Genomic DNA, 20,964 nt, shown 5'->3' with positions numbered 1-20,964 from the left:
CGTGCCCGGCTCCCGTCGGCGGGGCCGGTTCGTCCCCTACGTCTTCATCGGGCCCGCCGGACTGCTGTTCCTCGGGTTCTCGCTCGTGCCGATCGTCGTCGCGATCCTGCTGAGCCTCCGCGACAGCAGCACCTCCGTCGGCGACGGGAACTGGATCGGTGCCGACAACTTCGCCGCGATGGGGTCAGACCCGCTCATCGCCACGGCCCTGCGGAACACCCTGGTGTTCACGCTCGGCACCGTGCCGACGTCGATGGCGATCGGCCTCGCCCTCGCGGTCGCGCTGAACCGCCCGCTCCCCGGCCGCGGGGTCTTCCGTGCGCTGTTCTTCGTGCCGATGGTCGCAGCCGGGGTCGTCGTCGGCGTGATCATGTCGTGGATCTTCAACGGCGACTACGGCGTCGTGAACAACCTGCTCGAGACCCTCGGACTCGGCCGGGTGCCGTGGCTGACCGCCCCCGGGTGGGCGATGGCCACCCTCGTGCTCGTCGTCGTGTGGACCCGGATCGGGTTCTGCATGGTGATCTACCTCGGCGCGCTGCAGTCCGTCCCCGCCGAGCTGAAGGAGGCCGCGGCGATCGACGGTGCCTCACGGTGGGCCCGGTTCCGGACGATCACCTGGCCACTGCTCCGCCCGACGACGTCGATCCTGCTCATCCTCAACGTCGTGTTCTCGCTGCAGGCGTTCGACGTCATCTACGTGATGACCGGCGGCGGGCCCGGGTTCTCGACGACGGTGCTCATCCAGTACGTGTTCCGCACCGCGTTCATCGACGCGCGCATGGGCTACGCGGCGGCCCTCGGACTGGTGCTCGTCGCGATCCTGCTCGTGTTCACGCTGCTGCGGCAGCGCGCAAACCGCAAGGCGGAGGAGATGCTCTGATGGCCGTGATCGAGACGCACGACCGGCTGACCGGACGCACCGGGGCCGCTCGTCGGGGTCCCGCCCGACGCCGACCGGGACGCTGGCTGCTCGTCGCCGGGCTGTCGGTCCTGGCGGTCGTGATGGTGTTCCCGCTCTACTGGATGGTGGTGTCGGCGCTCACGCCGGGCGGCCAGTCGCAGAGCGGGTCGTTCTACCTCTTCCCCGCCGACCCGTCGTTGGACAACTACCGGCAGGTGTTCGCCACCCAGCCGGTGTGGCGGTGGCTCGGCAACTCGGCCCTCATCACGAGCGTCGGCACGGCGCTGAGCGTCGTCGTGTCGCTGATGGCCGGGTACGCCCTGGCGAAGTTCCGCTTCTTCGGGCGCGGGCTGCTCTACGCGGCGTTCCTCGTGACGATCATGATCCCGATCCAGGTGACGATCGTGCCGGCGTTCCTCGTCGTCGCGAAGCTGGGGCTCGTCGACTCCCCCTGGGCGGTGATCCTGCCGACGGTGTTCGACGTGGTCGGGATCTTCATCGCCCGGCAGTTCATGCTCGGGGTGCCGGACGCGCTCATGGAGGCGGCCCGCCTCGACGGCGCGGGCGAGTTCCAGACGTTCTTCCGCGTGGTCCTGCCGACGTGCGGGCCGCTCGTCGGGGTGCTCGTCATCCTCGGCTTCATGACCCGGTGGAACGACTTCCTCTGGCCGCTCGTCGTGCTGCAGGGGAACGAGAACCTCACCGTGCCGGTGGCGCTGTCGACGCTGACGAACAACCCGGCGTTCAGTTCACCGTGGGGCGCGGTGATGGCGATCGCGACCGTGACGGTGCTGCCGCTGCTCGTGGTGTTCCTGGCGTTCCAGCGGCAGTTCGTGCAGGGCATCGCCTCCACCGGCATCAAGTAGCGGGGGCGTGCACGGCCCGAGTCTCGGCTCGGCGGACTGTTCCGGGGTCGTGTGACCCGAGGAACGTCCGCCGGGCCGAGACTCGGTGCGGCCGGCGGCCCGCGGCCCGCCGGGCCGGGCCGGGGCCGGCGGGGCCGGGGCCGCGGCCGGGCGCCGGTCAGGCGGGGACGGGCGCGGCGTCCGCGGCGAAGCGCTCGGCGAGCGCCGCCGCGAGCTCCTCGACGTGCGGCTCGCGCAGCACCGAGTTGTGCTCGCAGTGCATCCGGACCTCGTCGACGTCACCGTGGAGGAACGGTGCCCAGCGCGCGCCGGCCATCTCGTTGCCGTCGGCGACGACCAGGGTGACCGGCCCGTCGTAGGTCGGCGGCTTCCAGCCGCGGGAGACGACGAGCGCGTGGTCGAAGAAGGCGCGGAACTGCCGCTGGCCGTCCCAGCGGAACATCCCGGCGCCGTACGCACGGGCGTGCCGGCCGACCTCGCCGAAGGGTGCGACGACGCGCTTCCGGAACGCGCTCGTCCGGTCGGCGATCGCCTGGACGACCCCGCTGCGGGCCGGTCGGTGCGCTCCCCCGAGGTCGAGCTCGCCGAACTCCACGGAACCGGCCTGCTCGGCGGCGTGCTCGGGCAGGTACGTGTCGAGCAGGACGACGCGTCGGACCTCGTGCCCGGCGGCGGTCAGGAGCGCTGCCATCTCGATCGCGACGAGGCCGCCGAACGAGTGCCCGACGAGCGTGTACGGCCCGCGGGGCTGTGCGACGCGCATCAGCTCGATGTAACGGCGGGCCATGGCGGCGATGCTCCAGTCCGGCACCGAGCGCCGCTCGAGTCCGTGCTGCTGGAAGGCGTGGACCGGGCGGTCGCCGAGGCGTCGGGTGAGCGGGACGTAGGTGAGGGCCAACGCCCCGGCTCCGGCCACACAGAAGATCGCGTCGCCGGTGCCCTCGGAGGACTGTGCGAGCGTCACGATGTCCGGGTGGCTCGGGCTCGACGCCGACCCCTGCCGGATCCGTGCGGTGAAGGTACGGAGCGTCGGGTGCTCGAGCAGCTCGGACGACGGCAGCTCCACACCGAGGCGGTCGCTGACCGCGGCGAGCAGCTCCTCCGCCGACAGCGAGTCGCCGCCGAGGGCGGAGAAGTCGTTGTCGAGGCCGACGGCCGGCAGCCGGAGCGGCCCGACGGTCGGCAGACCCAGGACCTCGGCCCAGATCTGTCCGACGGCGAGCTCCCACTGGTCGTAGGTGTCCTCGGCGAGCGCCTGGCCGTCCTCGCCGATGGTCGTGCCAAGCGCCGGGGCCTCCGGCAGTGCCGCGCGGTCGACCTTGCCGCGCTCGTTGCGGGGCAGTGCGGGCATCGGCACGATGCTGGTCGGCACCATGTAGTCCGGCAGCAGGTCGCGGAGGGCCTTGCGGATCGCGGCGGGCGACGGCGAGCGTCGGCCCGTGCTCGTGACCACGTAGGCGACGAGCCGCGTCGGGGCCGGCGGGGCCTTCACCGCGATGACGACGGCCTCGTGCACGGCGTCGACCGTGCGGAGCGCGGCCTCGACCTCGCTCGGCTCGACCAGGTACCCGCGCACCTTCACGGCGTCGTCGGCACGGCCGAGCAGCGTCAGCCGGCCCTGTTCGTCGAAGCGACCGAGGTCGCCGATCGACCAGGTGGGGGTGCCGTCCGGTGCGGTGCCGGCGCGCGTGGCCGTCTGCTCCGGAGCGCCCCAGTAGCCGCTGGTCAGGGCGTCCGAGATGCAGACGACCTCGCCGGTCTCGCCGACGTCGGCGATCGAACCGTCCGGACGCCGGACCTCGACGCGCTTGCCGACGACGATGCGGCCGGAGGGCACACTGCGCTCGGGGATCGGGTCCCCCGCGGCGATCTCGTTGACGGCGTACACGCAGGTCTCGCTGGAGCCGGTCCAGTTGAAGAACGACGCCGTCGCGCCGAGGAGGGGCCGGACGGCGGCGATGTCGGTGCCGGTGACGGCCTCGCCCACGGTCGCGACGAGCCGGAGCCCGCGCAGACGGTCGTCCGTCGGTTCCAGACCGCCGACGAGCGAGCGCACCAGGTGCGGCGTCGTGTGCAGCGTGGTGAGTGCGGAGCGCTGCACCCAGGTCGACAGCCGGTCGATGCCGAGGCGACGCGGGTCCGCCACGTGCACGGAGGCGCCGGCGAGGAGCGCCGTCACCATGAGCATGAGCCCGGCGGCGAAGCCGTGCGGCAGGACCGACGCGATCCGGTCCGCGGGGACGAGCCGGAACGAGGAGCGCTGCGCGATGGTGTCGAGGAGCACTTGCCGGTGCGTCACGACGACCCCCTTCGGGGCGCCGGTCGACCCGGAGGTGAAGATGATGTCGAAGGCGTCGCGTCCGCCGCGGGTGGCGGCGGCCGGGACCGTGGGGATCTCGGCGTCCGCGGCGGCGAGGGCGCGGGCCGCGACGAGGACCTCGGCGAGCGGCACGACCGTGCTCGGGTCGGCGACCAGCGCGGCGGCCCGTTCGGCGTGCTCCGCGTCCGCCACGACGTCGACGATGCCCGCGAGCGTCATCACGTGGTGGAGCCGCGCCTCGGGCAGGAACGGGTCGAGCGCGACGACGATGCGTCCGGCGTGCACCAGTCCGAGGATCGCGACGACGGAGTCGACACCGTGGGCCACCATCACCCCGACCGGCACGGAGTCGCCGCCGGGTTCGACCCCGACGCCCCGACCGGTGTGGTCGTCGGGCGTGAGCCGACCGTCGAGCACGGACCCGAGTGCCTTCGTGGTCCGGTACAGCTCGCGGTGGGTCATCGCGGTGCGCTCGTCGGTGACGGCGAGGGCGTCGGGGGTGCGCTCGGCGACCTCCGCCAGCGATCCGAGGAGGGACGTGTCCGGGATCACGGCCTCGACCGCCGGGCGCGGCGATCCGGGCGTCGTGGACTGGGTATCGGTGGAGATGAGCACGTGGTCCCCTCACCATGCTGCGGGTCGGTCGGGTGGTCGGTCCGACGGTAACCCGGCGTCCACCTCCGCCGAGCCGTGCCGACGACGGGGGTGCGGGAAGCCGCGCGAACCCTGCGAGATCGCGCAGGGACGCTGCGGACCGCAGCGGGCGGTGTCGCGGCGCCCCGTGACGGTCACGCGCACCCACGACGGACGGGAGGCGCGGTGCCTGCTGGCACCGCGCCTCCCGTCCGGTGGTGGGTCGTGCTCACGACCCGGGTCGCGTCAGCGGATGACGACGATCTCGTCCGCCTGCGGACCCTTCTTGCCGGGGCCGACCACGTACTGCACGTGCTCGGCGCTCTCGAGGGACCGCAACCCGGTGGTGATCCGGATGCTGGAGAAGTGGGCGAAGAGGTCCTGCGACCCGTCGTCCGGGGTGATGAAGCCGAACCCCTTGCTGCTGTCGAACCACTTGACGGTTCCGGTGGGCATCTGCGCGCCCCTCAGTGGATGCGCAGCTGCGCGACCATCGGGCAGGCGAACGGGTCGCGGGCGGCCAGGCCCACCCGGTTCAGGTACCGCACGACGATCCCGTAGGAGCGGAGCAGCGTCGTCTCCGTGTACGGCACCTCGAGGGTGTCGCAGTGGTCGCGGACGAGCAGACGTGCCTGCTTGAGCGCGGGACGGGGCATCGACGGGAAGAGGTGGTGCTCGACCTGGTAGTTCAGGCCGCCCATGAGGAACGAGACCCACCAGCCGCCGCGGATGTTGCGGGAGGTGCGGACCTGGCGCGAGAAGAAGTCGACCTTGGCGTCGTGCGCGATGGTCGGCATGCCCTTGTGGTTCGGGGCGAACGATGCGCCCATCATCACGCCGAAGACGGCGAGCTGCACGCCGAGGAAGGCGCAGGCCATGCCGAACGGCAGGAACCAGAACACGATCGTCAGGTAGATGCCGAAGCGGGCGACGAGCAGCGCGGCCTCGAGCCAGCGGTGCTTCACGTCGGCCTTGGTGCCGTTGCCGGTGACGATCGACTTCACGGCGAGGATGTGCAGGTTGACGCCCTCGAGCGTCAGCAGCGGGAAGAACAGCCAGCCCTGGAAGCGCACGAAGGTCTTCATCAGCGGACCGCGGACCTTCGCGGCGTCCTCGGGGAGGAAGCGGATCGCGTCCGGCGCGATGTCCGGGTCCTTGCCGACGGTGTTCGGGTTGCCGTGGTGCCGGGTGTGCTTGTTCATCCACCACGAGTAGCTGAGGCCGACGGCGAACGTGCCGAGCCAGCGGCCGGCGTGGTCGTTCCAGCGCTGCGACTCGAAGACCTGGCGGTGCGCGGCCTCGTGCGAGAGGAACGCGAACTGCGTGAAGATGACGCCGAGTGCTCCGGCGACGATGAGCTGGAACCAGGAGTCGCCGAGCAGCGCGAAGGCCGCCCAGGCGAGGGCGAAGGTGCCGACGAGGCTGCCGAAGAGCGACCAGTAGAAGCCGGTGCGACGGCGCAGGAGGCCGGCGGACTTCACCTGGGCGAGGATCGAGGAGTACGTGGAGGTGCCGGTGCGGCCCCCCGTGGCGGGACGAGTGCGGGTGTAACCCGGCGCGAGCGGAGTGGTGGTCATGAGGACCGACCTTCCGTTGACGGATCGGTCCTTCAACCAATGCGAGTGAGTTCACGCGATTGCGCTTGGGGCGACCATAGGGCCTCGACATGGCGTTTCGCCTGGGAGTCCGGTTTACGTCGACGTCCCGTTCCGGCGGGCGGACGGGAGGCGCGGTGCCGGCTGGCACCGCGCCTCCCGTCCGGCACGTCTCCGTGTTCAGTGCTCCGCGTTCGCGGCTCCGCTGTCACGCGTCCGCGTGCACCGCTCCGCGGTCACGCGGTGCGGATCAGCTTCTTGTTCACGAACTCGTCGGCACCGAGGTAGCCGAGCTCCCGGCCGATCCCGCTGCGCTTGACGCCGCCGAACGGCAGCTCGGGGCTGTCCGCCAGGACGAGGTTGACGTAGACCATGCCGGCCTCGATCCGGTCCGCGACCCGCTCCGCCTGGTCCGGGTCGGTGGTGAACAGGTACGACCCGAGGCCGTACCCGGTGCCGTTCGCGATCCGGACGGCCTCGTCCTCGTCGGCGGCGCGGTACAGGACCGCCGCGGGCCCGAAGAGCTCCTGACCGGCGACGTCCATGTCCGGCGTCACGTCGGTGAGCACGGTCGGTTCGAAGAACGCACCGTCCCGGCCGCCGCCGGTGAGAACGCGTGCGCCCTGCTCGACCGCGCGCTGCACCTGCGCCTCGAGCCGCTCGGCCGCCCGTTCCGAGGAGAGCGGCCCGAGGACCGCGTCCGGCTCGGTCGGCGCGACCGGGCGCACGGCGGCCATCCCCGCGGTGAACGCCTCGGCGAACCGGTCGAAGAGGTCGTCGACCACGATGAAGCGCTTGGCCCCGTTGCAGGACTGCCCGCTGTTGTCGAGCCGGGCGTCCACGGCGGCCTGCACGACGGTGTCCAGGTCGTCGGTCGACAGCAGGATGAACGGGTCCGAGCCACCGAGTTCGAGGACGACCTTCTTGAGGTTGCGGCCGGCGACCTCGGCGACGGCGGCTCCTGCGGCCTCCGACCCGGTCAGCGAGACGCCCTGCACGCGGGGGTCGGCGATGATGGCGGCCGCCTGGTCGGTGGAGACGAAGACGTTCGTGTAGACGCCGGTCGGGAACCCGGCGTCCGCGTAGATCTGCTCGATGGCCGCTGCCGAGGTCGGGCACTGCGGCGCGTGCTTGAGCAGCACGGTATTGCCGATGACGATGTTCGGCGCCGCGAACCGCGCCACCTGGTAGTACGGGAAGTTCCACGGCATGATCCCGAGCAACGGCCCCAGTGACGAGCGGCGGATCACCGCGGTGCCGTCCCCGGCGATCTCCAGCTGCTGGTCGCGCATGATCTGCTCGGCGTTGTCGGCGTAGTAGTCGATGATGTCCGCGGCGAAGTCGACCTCGCCGAGCGCCCCTTCGCGGACCTTGCCCATCTCGGTGACGATGAGGTCGGCGAGCTCCTCGCGGCGTTCGCGGTGCAGGTCGGCGACCCGGTGCAGGAGCCCGGCGCGTTCCGCCACGGTCGACGTCGCTCCCCACGTCCGGTGCGCGTCGGCGGCCGACGCGAGCGCGGCCTCGACCTGGTCGTCGCCGAAGTCCTCGACGGTCGTGTGGACCGTCGCGGTGGCTGGGTCGGTCACGGTGTAGGTCATCGTTCCTCCTCGGATCGGTGGTGGTTCTGGGCTGCTCCGGGACCCATGTCGGGGATGAGCAGCTGGCGCAGTGCGGAGCCCTCGCCGAGCCGCACGAGGCTGTCCTCGGCGTCCTCGAGCGGTCGGCGGTCGCTGATCATCTCGTCGACGAACAGCCGTCCGGCCAGGTACTCGTCGACGAGCCACGGGATGTCCTCCGACGGCGTGATGCCGCCGTAGTTGGACCCGATGATCCTCTGGTCGAGGTCGACGAGCGTCTGCGGCTCGAACGAGACCCGCGTGCCCGCCGGCGGGATGCCGACGATCACCGCGCTGCCGCCGATGGCGAGCATCGCGATGCACTGCTCGGTGACGGCCGAGCGGCCGATCGCGTCGAACGCGAAGTCCACGCCGTCCGGCAGGATCGCCCGGGTCGCCGCGACGACGTCGAGCCCGTCCTCGACGAGGACCGTGTCGGTGGCGCCGAACCGCCGCGCGAGCTCGAGCTTGTCGCGTCGGACGTCGATCGCGACGATCCGCTCCGCACCGGCCAGCCGCGCGCCCTGCACCACGGACAGCCCGACCCCGCCGCACCCGGTGACGGACACCGTCGCCCCGGCGGGGACCTGCGCGGTGTTGCGGACGGCGCCGACACCGGTGGCGATCGCGCAGCCGATGATCGAGACGTTCTCGAGCGGGGCGTCCCGCCGGACCTTGATGGCTCCGGACGCGGGGACGACGGCGCGCTCCGCGAAGACCGACGTGCCGAGGTAGTGGTGGATCGGGCCCGCGTCGTCCGACAGGCGCGTGGTGCCGTCGTTCAGGGTCCCGCCGAGCGCGACCGTCCCCGCGGCGACCGAGCACCGCACCGGTCGCCCGGCGAGGCAGTTGCGGCACCGCCCGCACGGGGCGACCCAGGACAGCACGACGTGGTCGCCGACCTCGAGGTCCTCCACACCCGCCCCGGTCCGGGTGACGACCCCGCTGCCCTCGTGGCCCATCACCAGCGGCACCGGCAGGTCCCAGTCCCCGTGGCGCACGTGGAGGTCGGAGTGGCAGACCCCGGCCGCGGCGATCCGGACCTCGACCTCCCCCGGACCCGGCGGGGCCAACCGGACGTCCTCGACGCGGACGGGTTCGCTCTGCTGACGGTAGACGACTGCTCTCACACGGGCTCCGATTCGTTCTGGCGGCCGCCGTGGCCGTCGTCGGTGGTGACGACCGGGAGGACCCCGGTGTCGCGGACGGCCATGGCGTAGGCCGGTCCGGCGTTCCCCCTGCGGATGCGGGCGCGCAACCGGACGACGTACCAGATCGCCGAGAGGGCCATGGCGATGACGAAGACGATCGCGTTCGGCCGGAAGTCCGGCAGGAAGAGCAGGGCCGCGAGCACCGCTCCGAAGAGCACGAGCCCGACGACGTACATCGGCAGGCGCAGCCGTCCGAGGTCGAAGGTCCCGTCCTCGGCGGCGGGGATGCGACCGTGGCGTCGTGCGATGACGAGTCCGACGGTCGTGATGACGTAGACCGTGAAGTACCCGAGCGCCGACATGCCGATGATGTAGGAGAACGCCTGGGCGTTGGCGAACGCCGACGCCAGCAGCAGGACGGCGATGATGCCGGTCGCCCACACGGCGTGCGTCGGGACCCGGTACTTCGGCGACACGTGCCGGAGCCACGAGGACCCGGGCAGCATGTTGCCGCGCCCCATCGCGAAGACGACCCGGGTGGCGACGAGCATGTTGGCGAGGACGCAGACGAGGATGTTCGTCAGCGCGACGGCGACGACCACCTTCGAGAACCAGGGCGACACCTGCTGGGCGATGATGTCCGCGATCGGCGACGAGCTGTCCGTCAGGCTCGACGGGTCCTTGATCGCGAGCAGGAACACGATGTACATGAAGAACTCGATCACCGCCGCCGTGCCCAGGGCGAGGAACATGGTCCGTGGGATGGTCCGCCGGGCGTTCTTGGTCTCCTCCGCGACGTCGGCGGCGGCTTCGACGCCGAGCAGCCCGAAGATGCACCCGAGGCTCGACGTCAGCCAGAGCACGACGTAGGGGGACGTCCCGCCGGGGCCGTTCGACGAGAACAGGAAGCCGACCGCCTGGTGGTCGTCGCCGGTGAACGTCACCACGGCGATGAAGACGGTCGCACCGAGCGTCACGAGCAGTTCCAGACCGACGCCGACGTTGTTCAGGACGGTGGCGAGGCGGACGCCGTAGACGTTGATCACGACGCAGAGCAGGACGATCGCGATGCAGACCCAGATCTGCGCGGCCGTGCTCAGCGTGATCCCGAACAGGCTGCCGAGGTACCCGGCCATCACGTACGCGACCCCGGTGAACCCGCTGATGAAGCCGACGGCCCCGGCGAAGCCGGTGAACCACCCGAGACCGGGGCCGACCAGCCGGCTCGTCCACTGGTACGCGTACCCGGACAGCGGGAGCTTGCTGACGAGGTCGGCGGCGATGGCCGCCCACACGAAGAACACCAGGGCGGCGAGCGGGAACGTCCACACGAACGCCGGCCCGGCCGTGGACAGTCCGAACCCGAACCCCGAGAACACGGCGGTCGTCGCACTGATCACGGAGAAGCCGAGGAAGAACGAGGAGACACCCCCGACCGAGCGGTTCAGTTGCTGGACGTACCCGAGACGGTGGAGTTGCCCGTCCTCGTCTGCGTTGCTCATCGTGGCCTCGTTCCGGACTGCGTCGTCGTTGGGGTGGTCGAGAGCCTAGGACCGGTGCGGGGATAGGACAACTGCGGCTTGACCATGCTCATCCATCGGGTTCCCCTATGGTCCGATGCAGGGCGGCCACGAGCACCGGGACGGGCCTCAGCGCTCCAGCAGCATGGTGCGTGCGAGCTGCGCCAGTTCGCGGGTGGCGGGTGAGAGCGGGACGCCGGCGCGTTGGACGAGGGCGATGGTGTCGTACAGCGGATCGGCGAACGGGACGGTGTGCACGCCCGCGGGGAACGTCCGGCCCGCGGCGACGGCGCCGGAGACGATCGTGTCGCCTGCGCCCCGGGCGACGAGGTCGAGGGCTGAGTCGATGTGTTCCACCTCGATGCGGGGCAGGAGCGAGACGCCGGCGAGTTGAGCGCGTTCGGCGAGCTGGCGTCGGGTGGGGTCGCGCCAGCCGTAGTGGGCGTCGTAGAGGACGAGGTCGGTGGCGGCGAGGTCCTCGATCGTGACCGGTCGCGCGGTCTTCGCCGGGTCGGCGGAGGCGAACAGGACGTCGTCCCGACGCAACGGCGTCACCTCGAGCGACTCCGCGTCGATCGGCAGGACCACGAGGCCGGCTTCGAGCTCCCCCGCGGCGACGGCCTCGGCGACCTCCACCGAGTTCAGCCCGATCACCCGCAACCGGACCTCGGGGTACTGGGCGTGGAAGCGGTCGAGCAGGCGGGACAGGAAGTAGTAGTTCGCGTTCCGGAGCAGGCCGAAGGTCGCGACACCGCCCTGCAGGCTGGTCAGGTCGCGCAGGGCGCGGTCCGCGGCGTCCGCGGCCTCGACGGCTCGCTGCGCGTGCGGCATGAGCGCCTCGCCCGCCGGCGTGAGGACGAGGCCACGGCTGCTCCGGTGGAACAGGCGGACGCCGTAGGTCTCCTCCATCCGCTTGACGAGTTCGGACACGGAGGGCTGGGCCATCCCGAGCTGGACGGCCGCGGCGGAGAAGGACCCGGCGGTGGCGATCACCAGGAGCGTCCGGAGCTGGGTCAGGGTCACAGCCGGATACTACGGCGGCGGGCTCCACACGCTGCCCGATCCCCGCCCGCGCCGCGTCGCCGATCCCAGCCCGAACATGCCCTGCCTGGACATGCCCTGCCTGGACATGCGACAACCCCGGCGGAGCCGAGGTTCCGCCGGGGTTGTGTCGGTCGGGCTGACAGGATTTGAACCTGCGACCCCTTGACCCCCAGTCAAGTGCGCTACCAAGCTGCGCCACAGCCCGCGAGCCCCGAGGAGCTCACGTCACCCGCGTCCGACCGGAGCGCGGAGCAACCCGACCAGCATAGCGGACGCCGGACCCCTCGAGTGCCACGGCGAGTCGCGCGAGCGGCCCGGTCAGCGCGGGAGTCGCTCGCCCGGCCGCAGCACGGTCCGCCTGGCCGACAGCCACGGGAGCCCGAACCCGATCAGCAACCCGCCGGCGCCGTCCGCCGCGAGGTCGCCGATCGTGTCGTCGTACCCGACGTAGATCGCCGAGTCGACGAAGTTGTGGCCGAGCCACTCCCCCATCTCCCACACGGCACCGATCGCCAGCCCGGCGGCGAGGGCGAGGACCGCGACGACCACCCGGGGTTCCTCCGACGGCGCGGCGACGGCCCGCAGGTCGGACCCGATGACGTAGAGCACCGCCGCGAGCAGCCCCGTGAGCACGACGTGGAAGAACTTGTCCCAGAGGAACAGCGAGGTGTACCACTCGAAGACGCTCGACCACCCGGCGACGAGCACGAGCACGCAGACGAGCACGTCGAACGCCGGACGGAGTCCGAGCATCCGCGGCACGACGACGCCGAGGAGCGACAACGCCATCACCGGGAACGCCGTCCCGCCCCACCCGATCGAGGCGACGACCAGGCTCACCAGGGTGAGCGCACGCACGACGTCGGCGACGAGGAACGTCGGCCGCAGGAACGTCGGCCCGAGCGTGGCGATCACGACGCCCACCGCACGACGGCGTGCACCGCGGCGTGGTCCGACGGCCACACGCCGCCGGGGCGCCGGACGTCCACCGCGACCCGGTCGACGGTCGCGTCCGTCGTCACGAGGACGCCGTCGATGCGCCGGCCACCGACACGTGGCTCCGCGTAGTGCGGGTACGTCCCGACGGGGTCGCCGACCTGCCGGGAGGCGCGGCTCCAGCTGTCGACGACGCCTGCGTCCGCCAGTGCTCGCCAGGGGGCGGAGCCCGCCGGACTGTTCCAGTCCGCCATGACCACGCCGGGCAGGCCGCGGTCACGGACGATGCGTCCGAGGAGTTCCGCGGACCGCAGTCGCGCCCAGGGCGAGAGCACGTCGAGGTGGGTCGCGACGGCGGTGAACCGGGTGCCCGTCGAGCGGTCCCGGACGACCGCGGCGACCGCGTGCCGCGGGAAGGACGTCGCCCAGGACCGCGACCCGGGGCGGTGCGGTCGGCGGGAGAGCGCCCAGGACCGGCGCTCGAGGACCTCCAGGCGCTCGCGGTCGAGGAACAACCCGACCTGCTCGCCACCGCCGCGGACGCCCCGGCCGACCAGCACCGGTTCCCAGCGCGGTCCGAGCGCGGCGGTGAGCTCGTCCGCCTGGGTGGGCAGCGCCTCCTGGACGGCGAGGACGGTGGGCGCTTCGGAGGTGACGAGCGCGGCCACGGCGTCCCGCCGACGTTCCCAGGCGTCCGGGTGCCCGGTCGGCCGTGGGACGCGGCGTCGGACGTTGAGGGTCATGCAGTGCACCTCGGGCGGCTGCACCGCGCCGATCACCGGGCGGTCGTCGTCGGGCATGCGTCCTGTCTACGAGACGACACCCGTCGGATTCCCAGGGACCTCTCCGGACGGCTCGTAGGGTGGCCCGATGCGTTCCGGCCCCACCTCCCGTGTCCTGCTCGCGCTCTCGGTCTCCGGACTGCTCCTCGGGGCCGCCGGGTGCACGTCCGCCGACGGCACCGAGCCACGGCCGACGCTCGCGGCGGCGTCCGCCGACACGGTGACCGTCGCCGCGCAGCACGACGCCGCGGACCGGTCGGTCCGCGCGAGTCGGGCACTGTTCGCCTCGGCTCCCGGCGCCGTCGTCGCACCGCAGGACGACCCGGCGTCGATCCGACGGGCGGCGAGCGCCGGCGCCGCAGCCCACGTCCCGGTGCTGCTCGCGGACGAGGACGGCCGCGGGGTCGCCCGCGAGCTGCACCGCCTCGGCGCGGACTGGTACCAGGCCGAGGGCGGGGTCTCCGTCGACACCGACGTGCCGGAGCGGGACGCACCGGACCGGGCCGACGCGCCCGGGACGAGCCGCGCCTCCCGGTCGGCGACCGTCGTGGTGGCGGACCCGACCGCCGACGCCGCCGTCGTGGGGACCGCGGAAGCGGCCGGAGCACGTGTCGTGCGGATGCCGGAGGGCGTGACCGACCCGGCGGCCTCGTCCGGCGTGGTCCGCGCGCTGCACGAGGAGCGGGACCACCCGACCGTGCTGGTCGGCCGGGCGTTCGCGGCGCTGCCGGACCCCGGGTGGACCGTCCGCGCCGCCGAGGGCGGGTGGCAGCTGCCGCACGGCGGCCAGCGGCCCTTCGACGGACACCGGTACGTCGCGCTGTACGGGGCTCCCGGCGCGCCCTCGCTGGGGGTGCTCGGCGAGCAGGACCCCGAGGCGACCGTGCGACGCGCACGGTCCGTCGCGGCGGAGTACGACGGGCTGAGCGCCACGCCCGTCACGCCGGCGATGGAGGTCATCGCGACCGTCGCGGCGGGGGACGCGGGGGCCGACGGCGACTACTCGACCGAGCTGCCGGCGTCCGCGTTGGAACCGTACGTCGACGCCGCGCACGACGCCGGGATGCCGGTGGTCCTCGACCTGCAGCCCGGTCGCTCCGACTTCCTGTCCCAGGCGAAGCGGTACGAGTCGCTGCTGTCGAAGCCGGGCGTGTGGCTGGCCCTCGACCCGGAGTGGCGGCTGACGGCGGACCAGGTGCCGCTCCGGCAGATCGGGAGCGTCACGGCCTCCGAGGTGAACGCGGTGTCCTCGTGGCTGGCGGAGCTCGTCAGGTCCGAGGGGCTGCCACCGAAGGCCCTCGTGCTGCACCAGTTCCGGCTGTCGATGATCCAGGACCGCGCCGCGCTGGAGTCGCACCCGGAGCTGGACCTGCTCATCCACGTCGACGGGCAGGGCTCCCAGCCGGACAAGCAGGCCACCTGGAAGGCGTTGCACGTCGACGCGCCGGCGGGGGTGCACTGGGGCTGGAAGAACTTCTTCGACGAGGACACGCCGATGCTGACACCGCGGCAGACGATGGCCGAGGTCGCACCGGCGCCGGCGTTGATCACGTACCAGTAGCCCGCGCCGCCGGGTGGTGGAGCCCGACTCCACAGCCCGGAGGCGGTGGCTGCGGACCGTCGGTCGGTGCTGACAGCATGGGGGCATGGACTCCCCCGCTGCCGCTCCGCCCGTCGTCCCGCCGTCCGCGGACATCGCTGCCGAGGCGCAGCAGGCCCTCGCCGCGCTGACCGGGCGGTCGGACGCGGTCTTCCACCCGGGTCAGCTCGAGGCCATCTCGGCGCTCGTCGAACACCGGCAGCGCGCGCTCGTCGTGCAGCGCACCGGATGGGGCAAGTCCGCCGTGTACTTCCTCGCCACGCTGCTGCTCCGGCGCCGCGGGGGCGGGCCGACGGTGCTCGTCTCCCCGCTCCTCGCCCTGATGCGTGACCAGGTCGCCGCCGCAGCCCGTGCCGGTGTCCGCGCCGTGTCGATCAACTCCGCGAACGCGCACGAGTGGGCGGACACCCAGGCGGCGCTCGCCCGCGACGAGGTGGACGTCCTCCTCGTGTCCCCCGAACGCCTGAACAACCCGCGGTTCCGCGACGAGCAGATGCCGACGCTGATCGCCCGGATGGGCATGCTCGTCGTCGACGAGGCACACTGCATCTCGGACTGGGGCCACGACTTCCGCCCCGACTACCGGCGTCTCGCCGAGCTCATCCGGTCGCTGCCGCACGGCGTGCCCGTCCTGGCCACGACGGCGACGGCGAACGAACGCGTCGTCGAGGACGTCGCCGAACAGCTCACCGCCGGCCCGGCCGACCCGGTGTTCACGATCCGCGGATCGCTCGCGCGGGCATCGCTCCGCCTGGGCGTCCTGACGCTGCCCGACGCCCGGCAACGCCTCGGGTGGCTGCTCGCGCACCTCGGCGACCTGCCGGGCAGCGGGATCATCTACACGCTGACGGTCTCGGCGGCCGAGGACATCGCGCGGCTCCTGCGCGACAACGGGTACGCCGTCCGGGCGTACACCGGGCGCACCGACACCGAGGAACGCGAACAGCTCGAGCACCAGCTCAAGGGCAACGAGCTGAAGGCCCTCGTCGCCACGAGCGCGCTCGGCATGGGCTTCGACAAGCCCGACCTCGGGTTCGTCGTGCACGTGGGCGCGCCGTCCTCCCCCGTCGCGTACTACCAGCAGATCGGTCGTGCCGGCCGTGCCACCGACAACGCCGACGTGCTGCTGTTGCCCGGCACGGAGGACCGCGAGATCTGGCAGTACTTCGCGAGCGCCTCGATGCCGACCGAGTCGCGCGCGGCAGCGGTGTTGCAGGCCCTGTCCACGGACACCGCGATGTCCACCGTCGCGCTCGAGGGACTCGTCGACATCAAGCGGTCGACACTGGAGCTCCTGCTCAAGGTGCTCGACGTCGACGGCGCCGTCCGCCGGGTCGCCGGCGGCTGGGTCGCCACCGGGCAGCCGTGGGAGTACGACGCGCCCCGCTACGAGCGCGTCGCCGCGGCCCGATCCGCCGAGGCGGCGTCGATGCTCGACTACGAGTCGACCTCGCAGTGCCGCATGCAGCTCCTGCAGCAGGACCTCGACGACCCGTCGGCGGAGCCCTGCGGTCGCTGCGACAACTGCGCCGGTGCCTGGTTCCCGGCGTCCGTGTCGGACACCGACGCCGCGGGGGCGGCCGCCGCGCTCGACACGGTGGGCGTCGAGATCGCGCCGCGGGCCCAGTGGCCGTCGGGGATGTCCGCGCTCGGGGTGCCGGTGCGCGGCAAGATCGGTCCGGACGAGCTCGTGCAGCCGGGCCGCGCCGTCGCCCGCCTGACGGACCTCGGCTGGGGCGGCCCGCTCCGGGCGCTGTTCGCCCCGGCGACGCCCGACGCACCGATCACCCGCTCGCTGGTCGACGGCTGCGTCCGGGCGCTGAAGGACTGGCCCTGGGAGACCCGGCCGACCGGCGTCGTGGCGATGTCGTCGCGATCCCGACCCGAGCTCGTCGGCTCGCTCGCCCAGGCGCTGTCCTCGATCGGTCGGCTGCAGTTCCTCGGCACGCTCGACCGCGACGGCGGGACGCCACGCGGTGACGGCGCGACGAACAGCGCCTACCGCCTGTCGGGCGTGTGGGACACCTTCTCGGTCGGACCGGACCTGGCCGCGGCCCTGCGGTCGCACGAGGGGCCGGTGCTCCTGGTCGACGACCTGGTCGACAGCCGGTGGACGATGACCGTCGCCGGCCGGGAGCTCCGGCGCGCCGGGGCGGCTGCGGTGCTGCCGTTCGCGCTGGCGACGGTCGCCTGACCCCGGCCGGCGCGGGCTAGGCCGCGCTCCCGATCGCGTCGAGCTCGGCGAGCGCGTCCTCGGGCAGGACGAACCCCGCGGACGCCACGTTGTCGCGCAGGTGCGCCACCGACGAGGTGCCCGGGATGAGCAGCATGTTCGGCGAGCGCTGCAGCAGCCACGACAACGCGACCGTCAACCGGGACACCTCGAGCCGCGCCGCCACGGCGTCGAGCGCGCCGGACTGGATCGGCGAGAACCCGCCGAGCGGGAAGTACGGCACGTAGGCGATGCCCTGCGACGCGGTGAGCTCCACCATGGCCTCGTCCTCGCGACGCGCCACGTTGTAGAGGTTCTGGACGCACACGACCGGTGCGATGCCCTGCGCCTCGGCGAGCTGCTCGGCGTTCACGGTGGACAGGCCGAGGTGCTTCACGAGTCCCTGCTGCTGGAGTTCGGCGAGCGCCTCGAACTGCGGGGCGATGCTGCCCGGCTCGGGCGCGTCGAAGCCGCCCATGCGGAGGTTGACGACGTCGAGCTGCTCGAGCCCGAGGTTCCGGAGGTTGTCGTGCACCTGCTCGACGAGCTCGTGCGGCTCACGGGCGTGCGGCCACCCGCCCTCGGCGTCCCGCCGAGCGCCGACCTTCGTGACGAGGTGCAGTCCGTCGGCGTAGGGGTGGAGTGCCTCGCGGATGATCTCGTTGGTGACGTGCGGACCGTAGAAGTCCGAGGTGTCGATGTGGGTGATCCCGAGCTCGACGACGGTGCGGAGGACGCGCACGGCCTCGTCGTGGTCCGTCGGCGGCCCGAAGACGCCGGGTCCGGCCAGCTGCATGGCGCCGTACCCGACACGGGTGAGTTCGAGGTCGTCGGCGAGGCGGTAGGTGCCGCCGGGGAGGGTCGTTTCGGTCATGTCCACCACGATGCGCCTCTTCCGAGCGTGGCGGCAGGCACTGTGCGTCCCTGGGACCGCGAGTACCAGGACGAGGCCCGGTTGGACCGCCCGCCTACCGCCGTACGGGTCTCGGGAACGCGGCGCGCATGTGGTCGGTGGTCAGCACGTCCCCGATGCCGATCATGAGCAGCGAGAACACGATCTGCTCGATCACCATCCAGAACGGGTAGAGGCCCGGGACGGCCGCGACCACGAGCGTCACGATCGGGAAGATCCGGCTGAACAGCCGCATGCGCTGGTACGCCCAGTAGTAGCCGAGCTGCGCCCGCCACGCGAAGACGTAGAGCGTCAGGGTGATGAGCAGCACCACGGTCGCCCGGAACCACACCGCCCACGGGACCGTCTGCCCCGCGTGCGTGAGCACGACGGCGACCACGATCGCGGCGAGGCCGACGACGGTCTCCGCGACGAGGAGCCACCGGATCCACCGGAACGAGCGGACGGTGTCCGGGTGCTCGAGCATGTCCTCGCGGACGACGTACCCGCCCTGCCGTCCGCCGGCGAGACGGTCGAGCCGCATCCGACACCACAGACGGTCGGCGAGGGCACCGATCCCGTCGTTCTGCTGCGTCACAGGTCCATCGTGCCGCATCCGGGCCGTGGGTCCGACACCCGCGGCCCGCGATGGGGATGCCCGCTCACCGCGGACGTCTCCCGTTGCCGCTCAGTCGACGGGGAAGAGTGCCGCGCCGCCGAGGAGCTCCCCCGTGTCGGCGTCGAAGAGGATCACCGAGCGGACGTCGGGGGGCATGTCGGTCGTCGGCTGGAACGTGATGGACACCAGACCGCCGTCCGGGAGGTCGCCGATCGGGAGATCTGACAGGGTGTAGGGCTCGCCACGCTCGGACCAGTACCCGCGACGCTCCCCCACGACGACGCCCGCGGACAGGACGACCCGGAGGTTCCGTACCTCCTCGTCCGGCGTCGCGACGCGCAGGTGCTCGAACGTGATCTGCAGGCCTCCGTCGCCACGATCGATCCGCACGTGGCCCGTCGCCAGCCGGTTGATCGGCACGAGGTCGCCCTCGACCGGTGGGACCCGTTGCCACCACGGCGCGATCGGGGAGTCGTCGTCCTGCACCCCTGGGTCGACCGGCACGGCGGGGACCGGCGCACCGAGCCGGTTCGACGGGGCGAGCGCGTCACCGCTCACCGGTCGCGGCGTCGCGGTCTCGCCCGTGACCACCGGCTGCGCGTCGCTGCTCCGTCGCTCCGTCTGGATCGCGTCCCACGCGATGACACCCGCGACGAGCGCGAGCAGGGCGACGACGGCCGTCAGCCACCGTCGCCCTGCCCCCGTCACGTCCGCTCCCCCGGCCCGTCTCAGCGCTTGCGGCGCTCGCGCACCCGCATGTTGACGTTGATCGGCGTCCCCGAGAAGCCCCAGACCTCGCGGAGCCGGCGGGTGATGAACCGTCGGTACTGCGGGTCGAGGAAGCCGGTCGTGAAGAGCACGAACGTCGGCGGCTGGCTCGAGGCCTGCGTGCCGAACAGGATGCGGGGCTGCTTGCCACCGCGCACGGGGTGCGGGTGCTCCTGCACGAGCTCGGCGATGAACGCGTTGACCTTGCCCGTCGGGATGCGGGTGTCCCACGACTCGAGCGCCGTCTCGAGCGCCGGCACCAGCTTCTCGAGGTGGCGACCGGTGCGCGCGGACATGTTGACGCGCGGGGCCCACGCCACGTGCGCGAGGTCCTGCTCGATCTCGCGCTCGAGGTACCGGCGGCGGTCGTCGTCGAGCAGGTCCCACTTGTTGTAGGCGAGCACGAGGGCGCGGCCGGACTCGAGGACCAGGTCGATGATGCGGAGGTCCTGCACCGAGATGGGCTCGGTGACGTCGAGGACGACGACCGCGACCTCGGCCTTCTCGAGCGCCGCCGTGGTGCGGAGCGACGCGTAGAAGTCGGCGCCCTGCTGCAGGTGCACGCGCTTCCGGATGCCGGCGGTGTCGACGAAGCGCCAGACCTTGCCGCCGAGTTCGATCTGCTCGTCCACCGGGTCGCGGGTGGTGCCGGCGAGGTCGTTCACGACGACGCGCTCTTCGCCCGCCGCCTTGTTGAGCAGCGAGCTCTTGCCGACGTTCGGCCGGCCGAGGATGGCCACGCGGCGGGGACCGCCGACCTCCTGCTTGGCGACCGCCGACGTGTCGGGCAGCGTCTTCACGATGAGGTCGAGCAGGTCCGCGACCCCGCGACCGTGCAGGGCGGACACCGGGTGCGGCTCGCCGAGACCGAGGTTCCAGAGCTCGTACGCGTCGAGGTCGCGGCGGTCGTCGTCGGACTTGTTCGCGACGACGATGACCGGGCGGTCGGTGCCGCGGAGCATCTTCACGACGTGCTCGTCGGTGGCGGTGATGCCGACCGTGACGTCGACGACGAAGAGCACGGCGTCGGCGAGGTCGATCGCGACCTCGGCCTGGGCGGCGACCGAGGCGTTGATGCCCTGCGCGTCGGGTTCCCAGCCGCCGGTGTCGACGAGGGTGAACCGCTTGTCGTTCCAGTCGGCCTTGTAGGAGACGCGGTCACGCGTGACGCCGGGGACGTCCTGCACGACGGCCTCGCGGCGGCCGAGGATGCGGTTGACCAGCGCGGACTTGCCGACGTTCGGACGGCCGACGATCGCGAGGACCGGGTAGGCCGGCAGGTAGGTGATGCCGTCCGTGCCGAGCTGGCCTGCTTCGAGGAGGGCGACGTCCTCCTCGTCGAGCTCGTAGTCCTCGAGGCCGGCGCGGAGCGCGGTGGCCCGCTGCTCGGCCTCGGCCTCGTCGAGCCCGGCGAGCCGCTCCCCGAGGGCGTCGTCGTACTGGGGGAAGTCGTCGTGGTCGTTGTCGAGCTGCGCCATGTGGGTTCCTTGCCGGCGACCCGTGGGC

General features: G+C 72.3%; 17 protein-coding genes and 1 tRNA gene. 4 read left to right on the top strand and 14 right to left on the bottom strand.

What is annotated here, in order from left to right:
• Position 1: 1 nt before the first annotated feature.
• Both AAEP86_RS10105 and AAEP86_RS10100 read left to right on the top strand, forming a co-directional pair.
• On the top strand, positions 2–883 hold the full coding sequence (locus AAEP86_RS10105; RefSeq protein WP_420370402.1) for a carbohydrate ABC transporter permease: 882 nt from the start codon (positions 2–4) through the stop codon (positions 881–883).
• Positions 883–1,770 (top strand): carbohydrate ABC transporter permease, encoded by an 888-nt coding sequence (locus AAEP86_RS10100; RefSeq protein ID WP_420370401.1) that lies wholly within the window; start codon positions 883–885, stop codon positions 1,768–1,770. Before AAEP86_RS10105 ends, AAEP86_RS10100 begins: the two co-directional genes overlap by 1 nt.
• Positions 1,771–1,927: 157 nt before the next feature.
• On the opposite strand, the gene AAEP86_RS10095 is transcribed toward AAEP86_RS10100, so the two are convergent.
• The 10 genes from AAEP86_RS10095 to AAEP86_RS10050 form a co-directional block, all read right to left on the bottom strand.
• Positions 1,928–4,705: an alpha/beta fold hydrolase gene (locus AAEP86_RS10095; RefSeq protein WP_420370400.1), complete on the bottom strand. Its 2,778-nt coding sequence runs from the start codon at positions 4,703–4,705 to the stop codon at positions 1,928–1,930.
• A 264-nt stretch (positions 4,706–4,969) separates the two neighbouring features.
• Positions 4,970–5,179 (bottom strand): cold-shock protein, encoded by a 210-nt coding sequence (locus tag AAEP86_RS10090; RefSeq protein ID WP_420370399.1) that lies wholly within the window; start codon positions 5,177–5,179, stop codon positions 4,970–4,972.
• A gap of 11 nt (positions 5,180–5,190) precedes the next feature.
• Complete coding sequence (locus AAEP86_RS10085) at positions 5,191–6,300, bottom strand: fatty acid desaturase family protein (RefSeq protein ID WP_420370398.1); 1,110 nt, start codon at positions 6,298–6,300, stop codon at positions 5,191–5,193.
• 254 nt (positions 6,301–6,554) lie between these two features.
• Complete coding sequence (locus tag AAEP86_RS10080) at positions 6,555–7,916, bottom strand: NAD-dependent succinate-semialdehyde dehydrogenase (protein WP_420370397.1); 1,362 nt, start codon at positions 7,914–7,916, stop codon at positions 6,555–6,557.
• Complete coding sequence (locus tag AAEP86_RS10075) at positions 7,913–9,064, bottom strand: zinc-binding dehydrogenase (protein WP_420370396.1); 1,152 nt, start codon at positions 9,062–9,064, stop codon at positions 7,913–7,915. Before AAEP86_RS10075 ends, AAEP86_RS10080 begins: the two co-directional genes overlap by 4 nt.
• Positions 9,061–10,587, bottom strand: coding sequence for an APC family permease (locus AAEP86_RS10070; RefSeq protein ID WP_420370395.1), 1,527 nt, complete (start codon positions 10,585–10,587; stop codon positions 9,061–9,063). Before AAEP86_RS10070 ends, AAEP86_RS10075 begins: the two co-directional genes overlap by 4 nt.
• A 147-nt stretch (positions 10,588–10,734) precedes the next feature.
• Complete coding sequence (locus tag AAEP86_RS10065) at positions 10,735–11,628, bottom strand: LysR family transcriptional regulator (protein WP_420370394.1); 894 nt, start codon at positions 11,626–11,628, stop codon at positions 10,735–10,737.
• Between the two features lie 152 nt (positions 11,629–11,780).
• A tRNA-Pro gene (locus tag AAEP86_RS10060) sits at positions 11,781–11,854 on the bottom strand.
• Positions 11,855–11,967: 113 nt separating this feature from the next.
• Complete coding sequence (locus tag AAEP86_RS10055; RefSeq protein ID WP_420370393.1) at positions 11,968–12,564, bottom strand: hypothetical protein; 597 nt, start codon at positions 12,562–12,564, stop codon at positions 11,968–11,970.
• Positions 12,561–13,385 carry an endonuclease/exonuclease/phosphatase family protein gene (locus tag AAEP86_RS10050; RefSeq protein WP_420370392.1) on the bottom strand — a complete coding sequence of 275 codons (825 nt, stop codon included), beginning with the start codon at positions 13,383–13,385 and terminating at the stop codon, positions 12,561–12,563. Before AAEP86_RS10050 ends, AAEP86_RS10055 begins: the two co-directional genes overlap by 4 nt.
• A gap of 70 nt (positions 13,386–13,455) precedes the next feature.
• Here AAEP86_RS10050 and AAEP86_RS10045 point away from each other — a divergent pair, with 70 nt between their 5' ends.
• Entirely contained in the window at positions 13,456–14,928 is a 1,473-nt protein-coding gene (locus AAEP86_RS10045; RefSeq protein WP_420370391.1) for a hypothetical protein, read from the top strand.
• 85 nt (positions 14,929–15,013) lie between these two features.
• Positions 15,014–17,161, top strand: a complete 2,148-nt coding sequence (locus AAEP86_RS10040; RefSeq protein WP_420370390.1) for a RecQ family ATP-dependent DNA helicase — start codon at positions 15,014–15,016, stop codon at positions 17,159–17,161.
• 16 nt (positions 17,162–17,177) lie between these two features.
• Here AAEP86_RS10040 and AAEP86_RS10035 read toward each other — a convergent pair whose 3' ends face one another.
• From AAEP86_RS10035 to der, 4 genes are all read right to left on the bottom strand, one after another.
• Positions 17,178–18,053 carry an oxidoreductase gene (locus tag AAEP86_RS10035; RefSeq protein WP_420370389.1) on the bottom strand — a complete coding sequence of 292 codons (876 nt, stop codon included), beginning with the start codon at positions 18,051–18,053 and terminating at the stop codon, positions 17,178–17,180.
• A 94-nt stretch (positions 18,054–18,147) separates the two neighbouring features.
• Positions 18,148–18,669, bottom strand: coding sequence for a hypothetical protein (locus AAEP86_RS10030; protein WP_420370388.1), 522 nt, complete (start codon positions 18,667–18,669; stop codon positions 18,148–18,150).
• Positions 18,670–18,759: 90 nt separating this feature from the next.
• Positions 18,760–19,398 (bottom strand): hypothetical protein, encoded by a 639-nt coding sequence (locus AAEP86_RS10025; RefSeq protein ID WP_420370387.1) that lies wholly within the window; start codon positions 19,396–19,398, stop codon positions 18,760–18,762.
• Positions 19,399–19,418: 20 nt separating this feature from the next.
• Complete coding sequence (gene der / locus AAEP86_RS10020; RefSeq protein ID WP_420370386.1) at positions 19,419–20,936, bottom strand: ribosome biogenesis GTPase Der; 1,518 nt, start codon at positions 20,934–20,936, stop codon at positions 19,419–19,421.
• Positions 20,937–20,964 lie beyond the last annotated feature (28 nt).

The organism is Curtobacterium sp. L1-20, from assembly GCF_048755855.1.
Lineage (GTDB): Bacteria > Actinomycetota > Actinomycetes > Actinomycetales > Microbacteriaceae > Curtobacterium.
This window is presented reverse-complemented; position numbering and strand designations above follow the sequence as displayed.

Coding starts and splice junctions, on each gene's coding strand:
- der (WP_420370386.1), bottom strand. CDS start 20,936: ATGGCGCAGCTCGACAACGACCACGACGACTTCCCCCAGTACGACGAC.
- AAEP86_RS10100 (WP_420370401.1), top strand. CDS start 883: ATGGCCGTGATCGAGACGCACGACCGGCTGACCGGACGCACCGGGGCC.
- AAEP86_RS10070 (WP_420370395.1), bottom strand. CDS start 10,587: ATGAGCAACGCAGACGAGGACGGGCAACTCCACCGTCTCGGGTACGTC.
- AAEP86_RS10090 (WP_420370399.1), bottom strand. CDS start 5,179: ATGCCCACCGGAACCGTCAAGTGGTTCGACAGCAGCAAGGGGTTCGGC.
- AAEP86_RS10045 (WP_420370391.1), top strand. CDS start 13,456: ATGCGTTCCGGCCCCACCTCCCGTGTCCTGCTCGCGCTCTCGGTCTCC.
- AAEP86_RS10085 (WP_420370398.1), bottom strand. CDS start 6,300: ATGACCACCACTCCGCTCGCGCCGGGTTACACCCGCACTCGTCCCGCC.
- AAEP86_RS10080 (WP_420370397.1), bottom strand. CDS start 7,916: ATGACCTACACCGTGACCGACCCAGCCACCGCGACGGTCCACACGACC.
- AAEP86_RS10050 (WP_420370392.1), bottom strand. CDS start 13,385: ATGCCCGACGACGACCGCCCGGTGATCGGCGCGGTGCAGCCGCCCGAG.
- AAEP86_RS10035 (WP_420370389.1), bottom strand. CDS start 18,053: ATGACCGAAACGACCCTCCCCGGCGGCACCTACCGCCTCGCCGACGAC.
- AAEP86_RS10040 (WP_420370390.1), top strand. CDS start 15,014: ATGGACTCCCCCGCTGCCGCTCCGCCCGTCGTCCCGCCGTCCGCGGAC.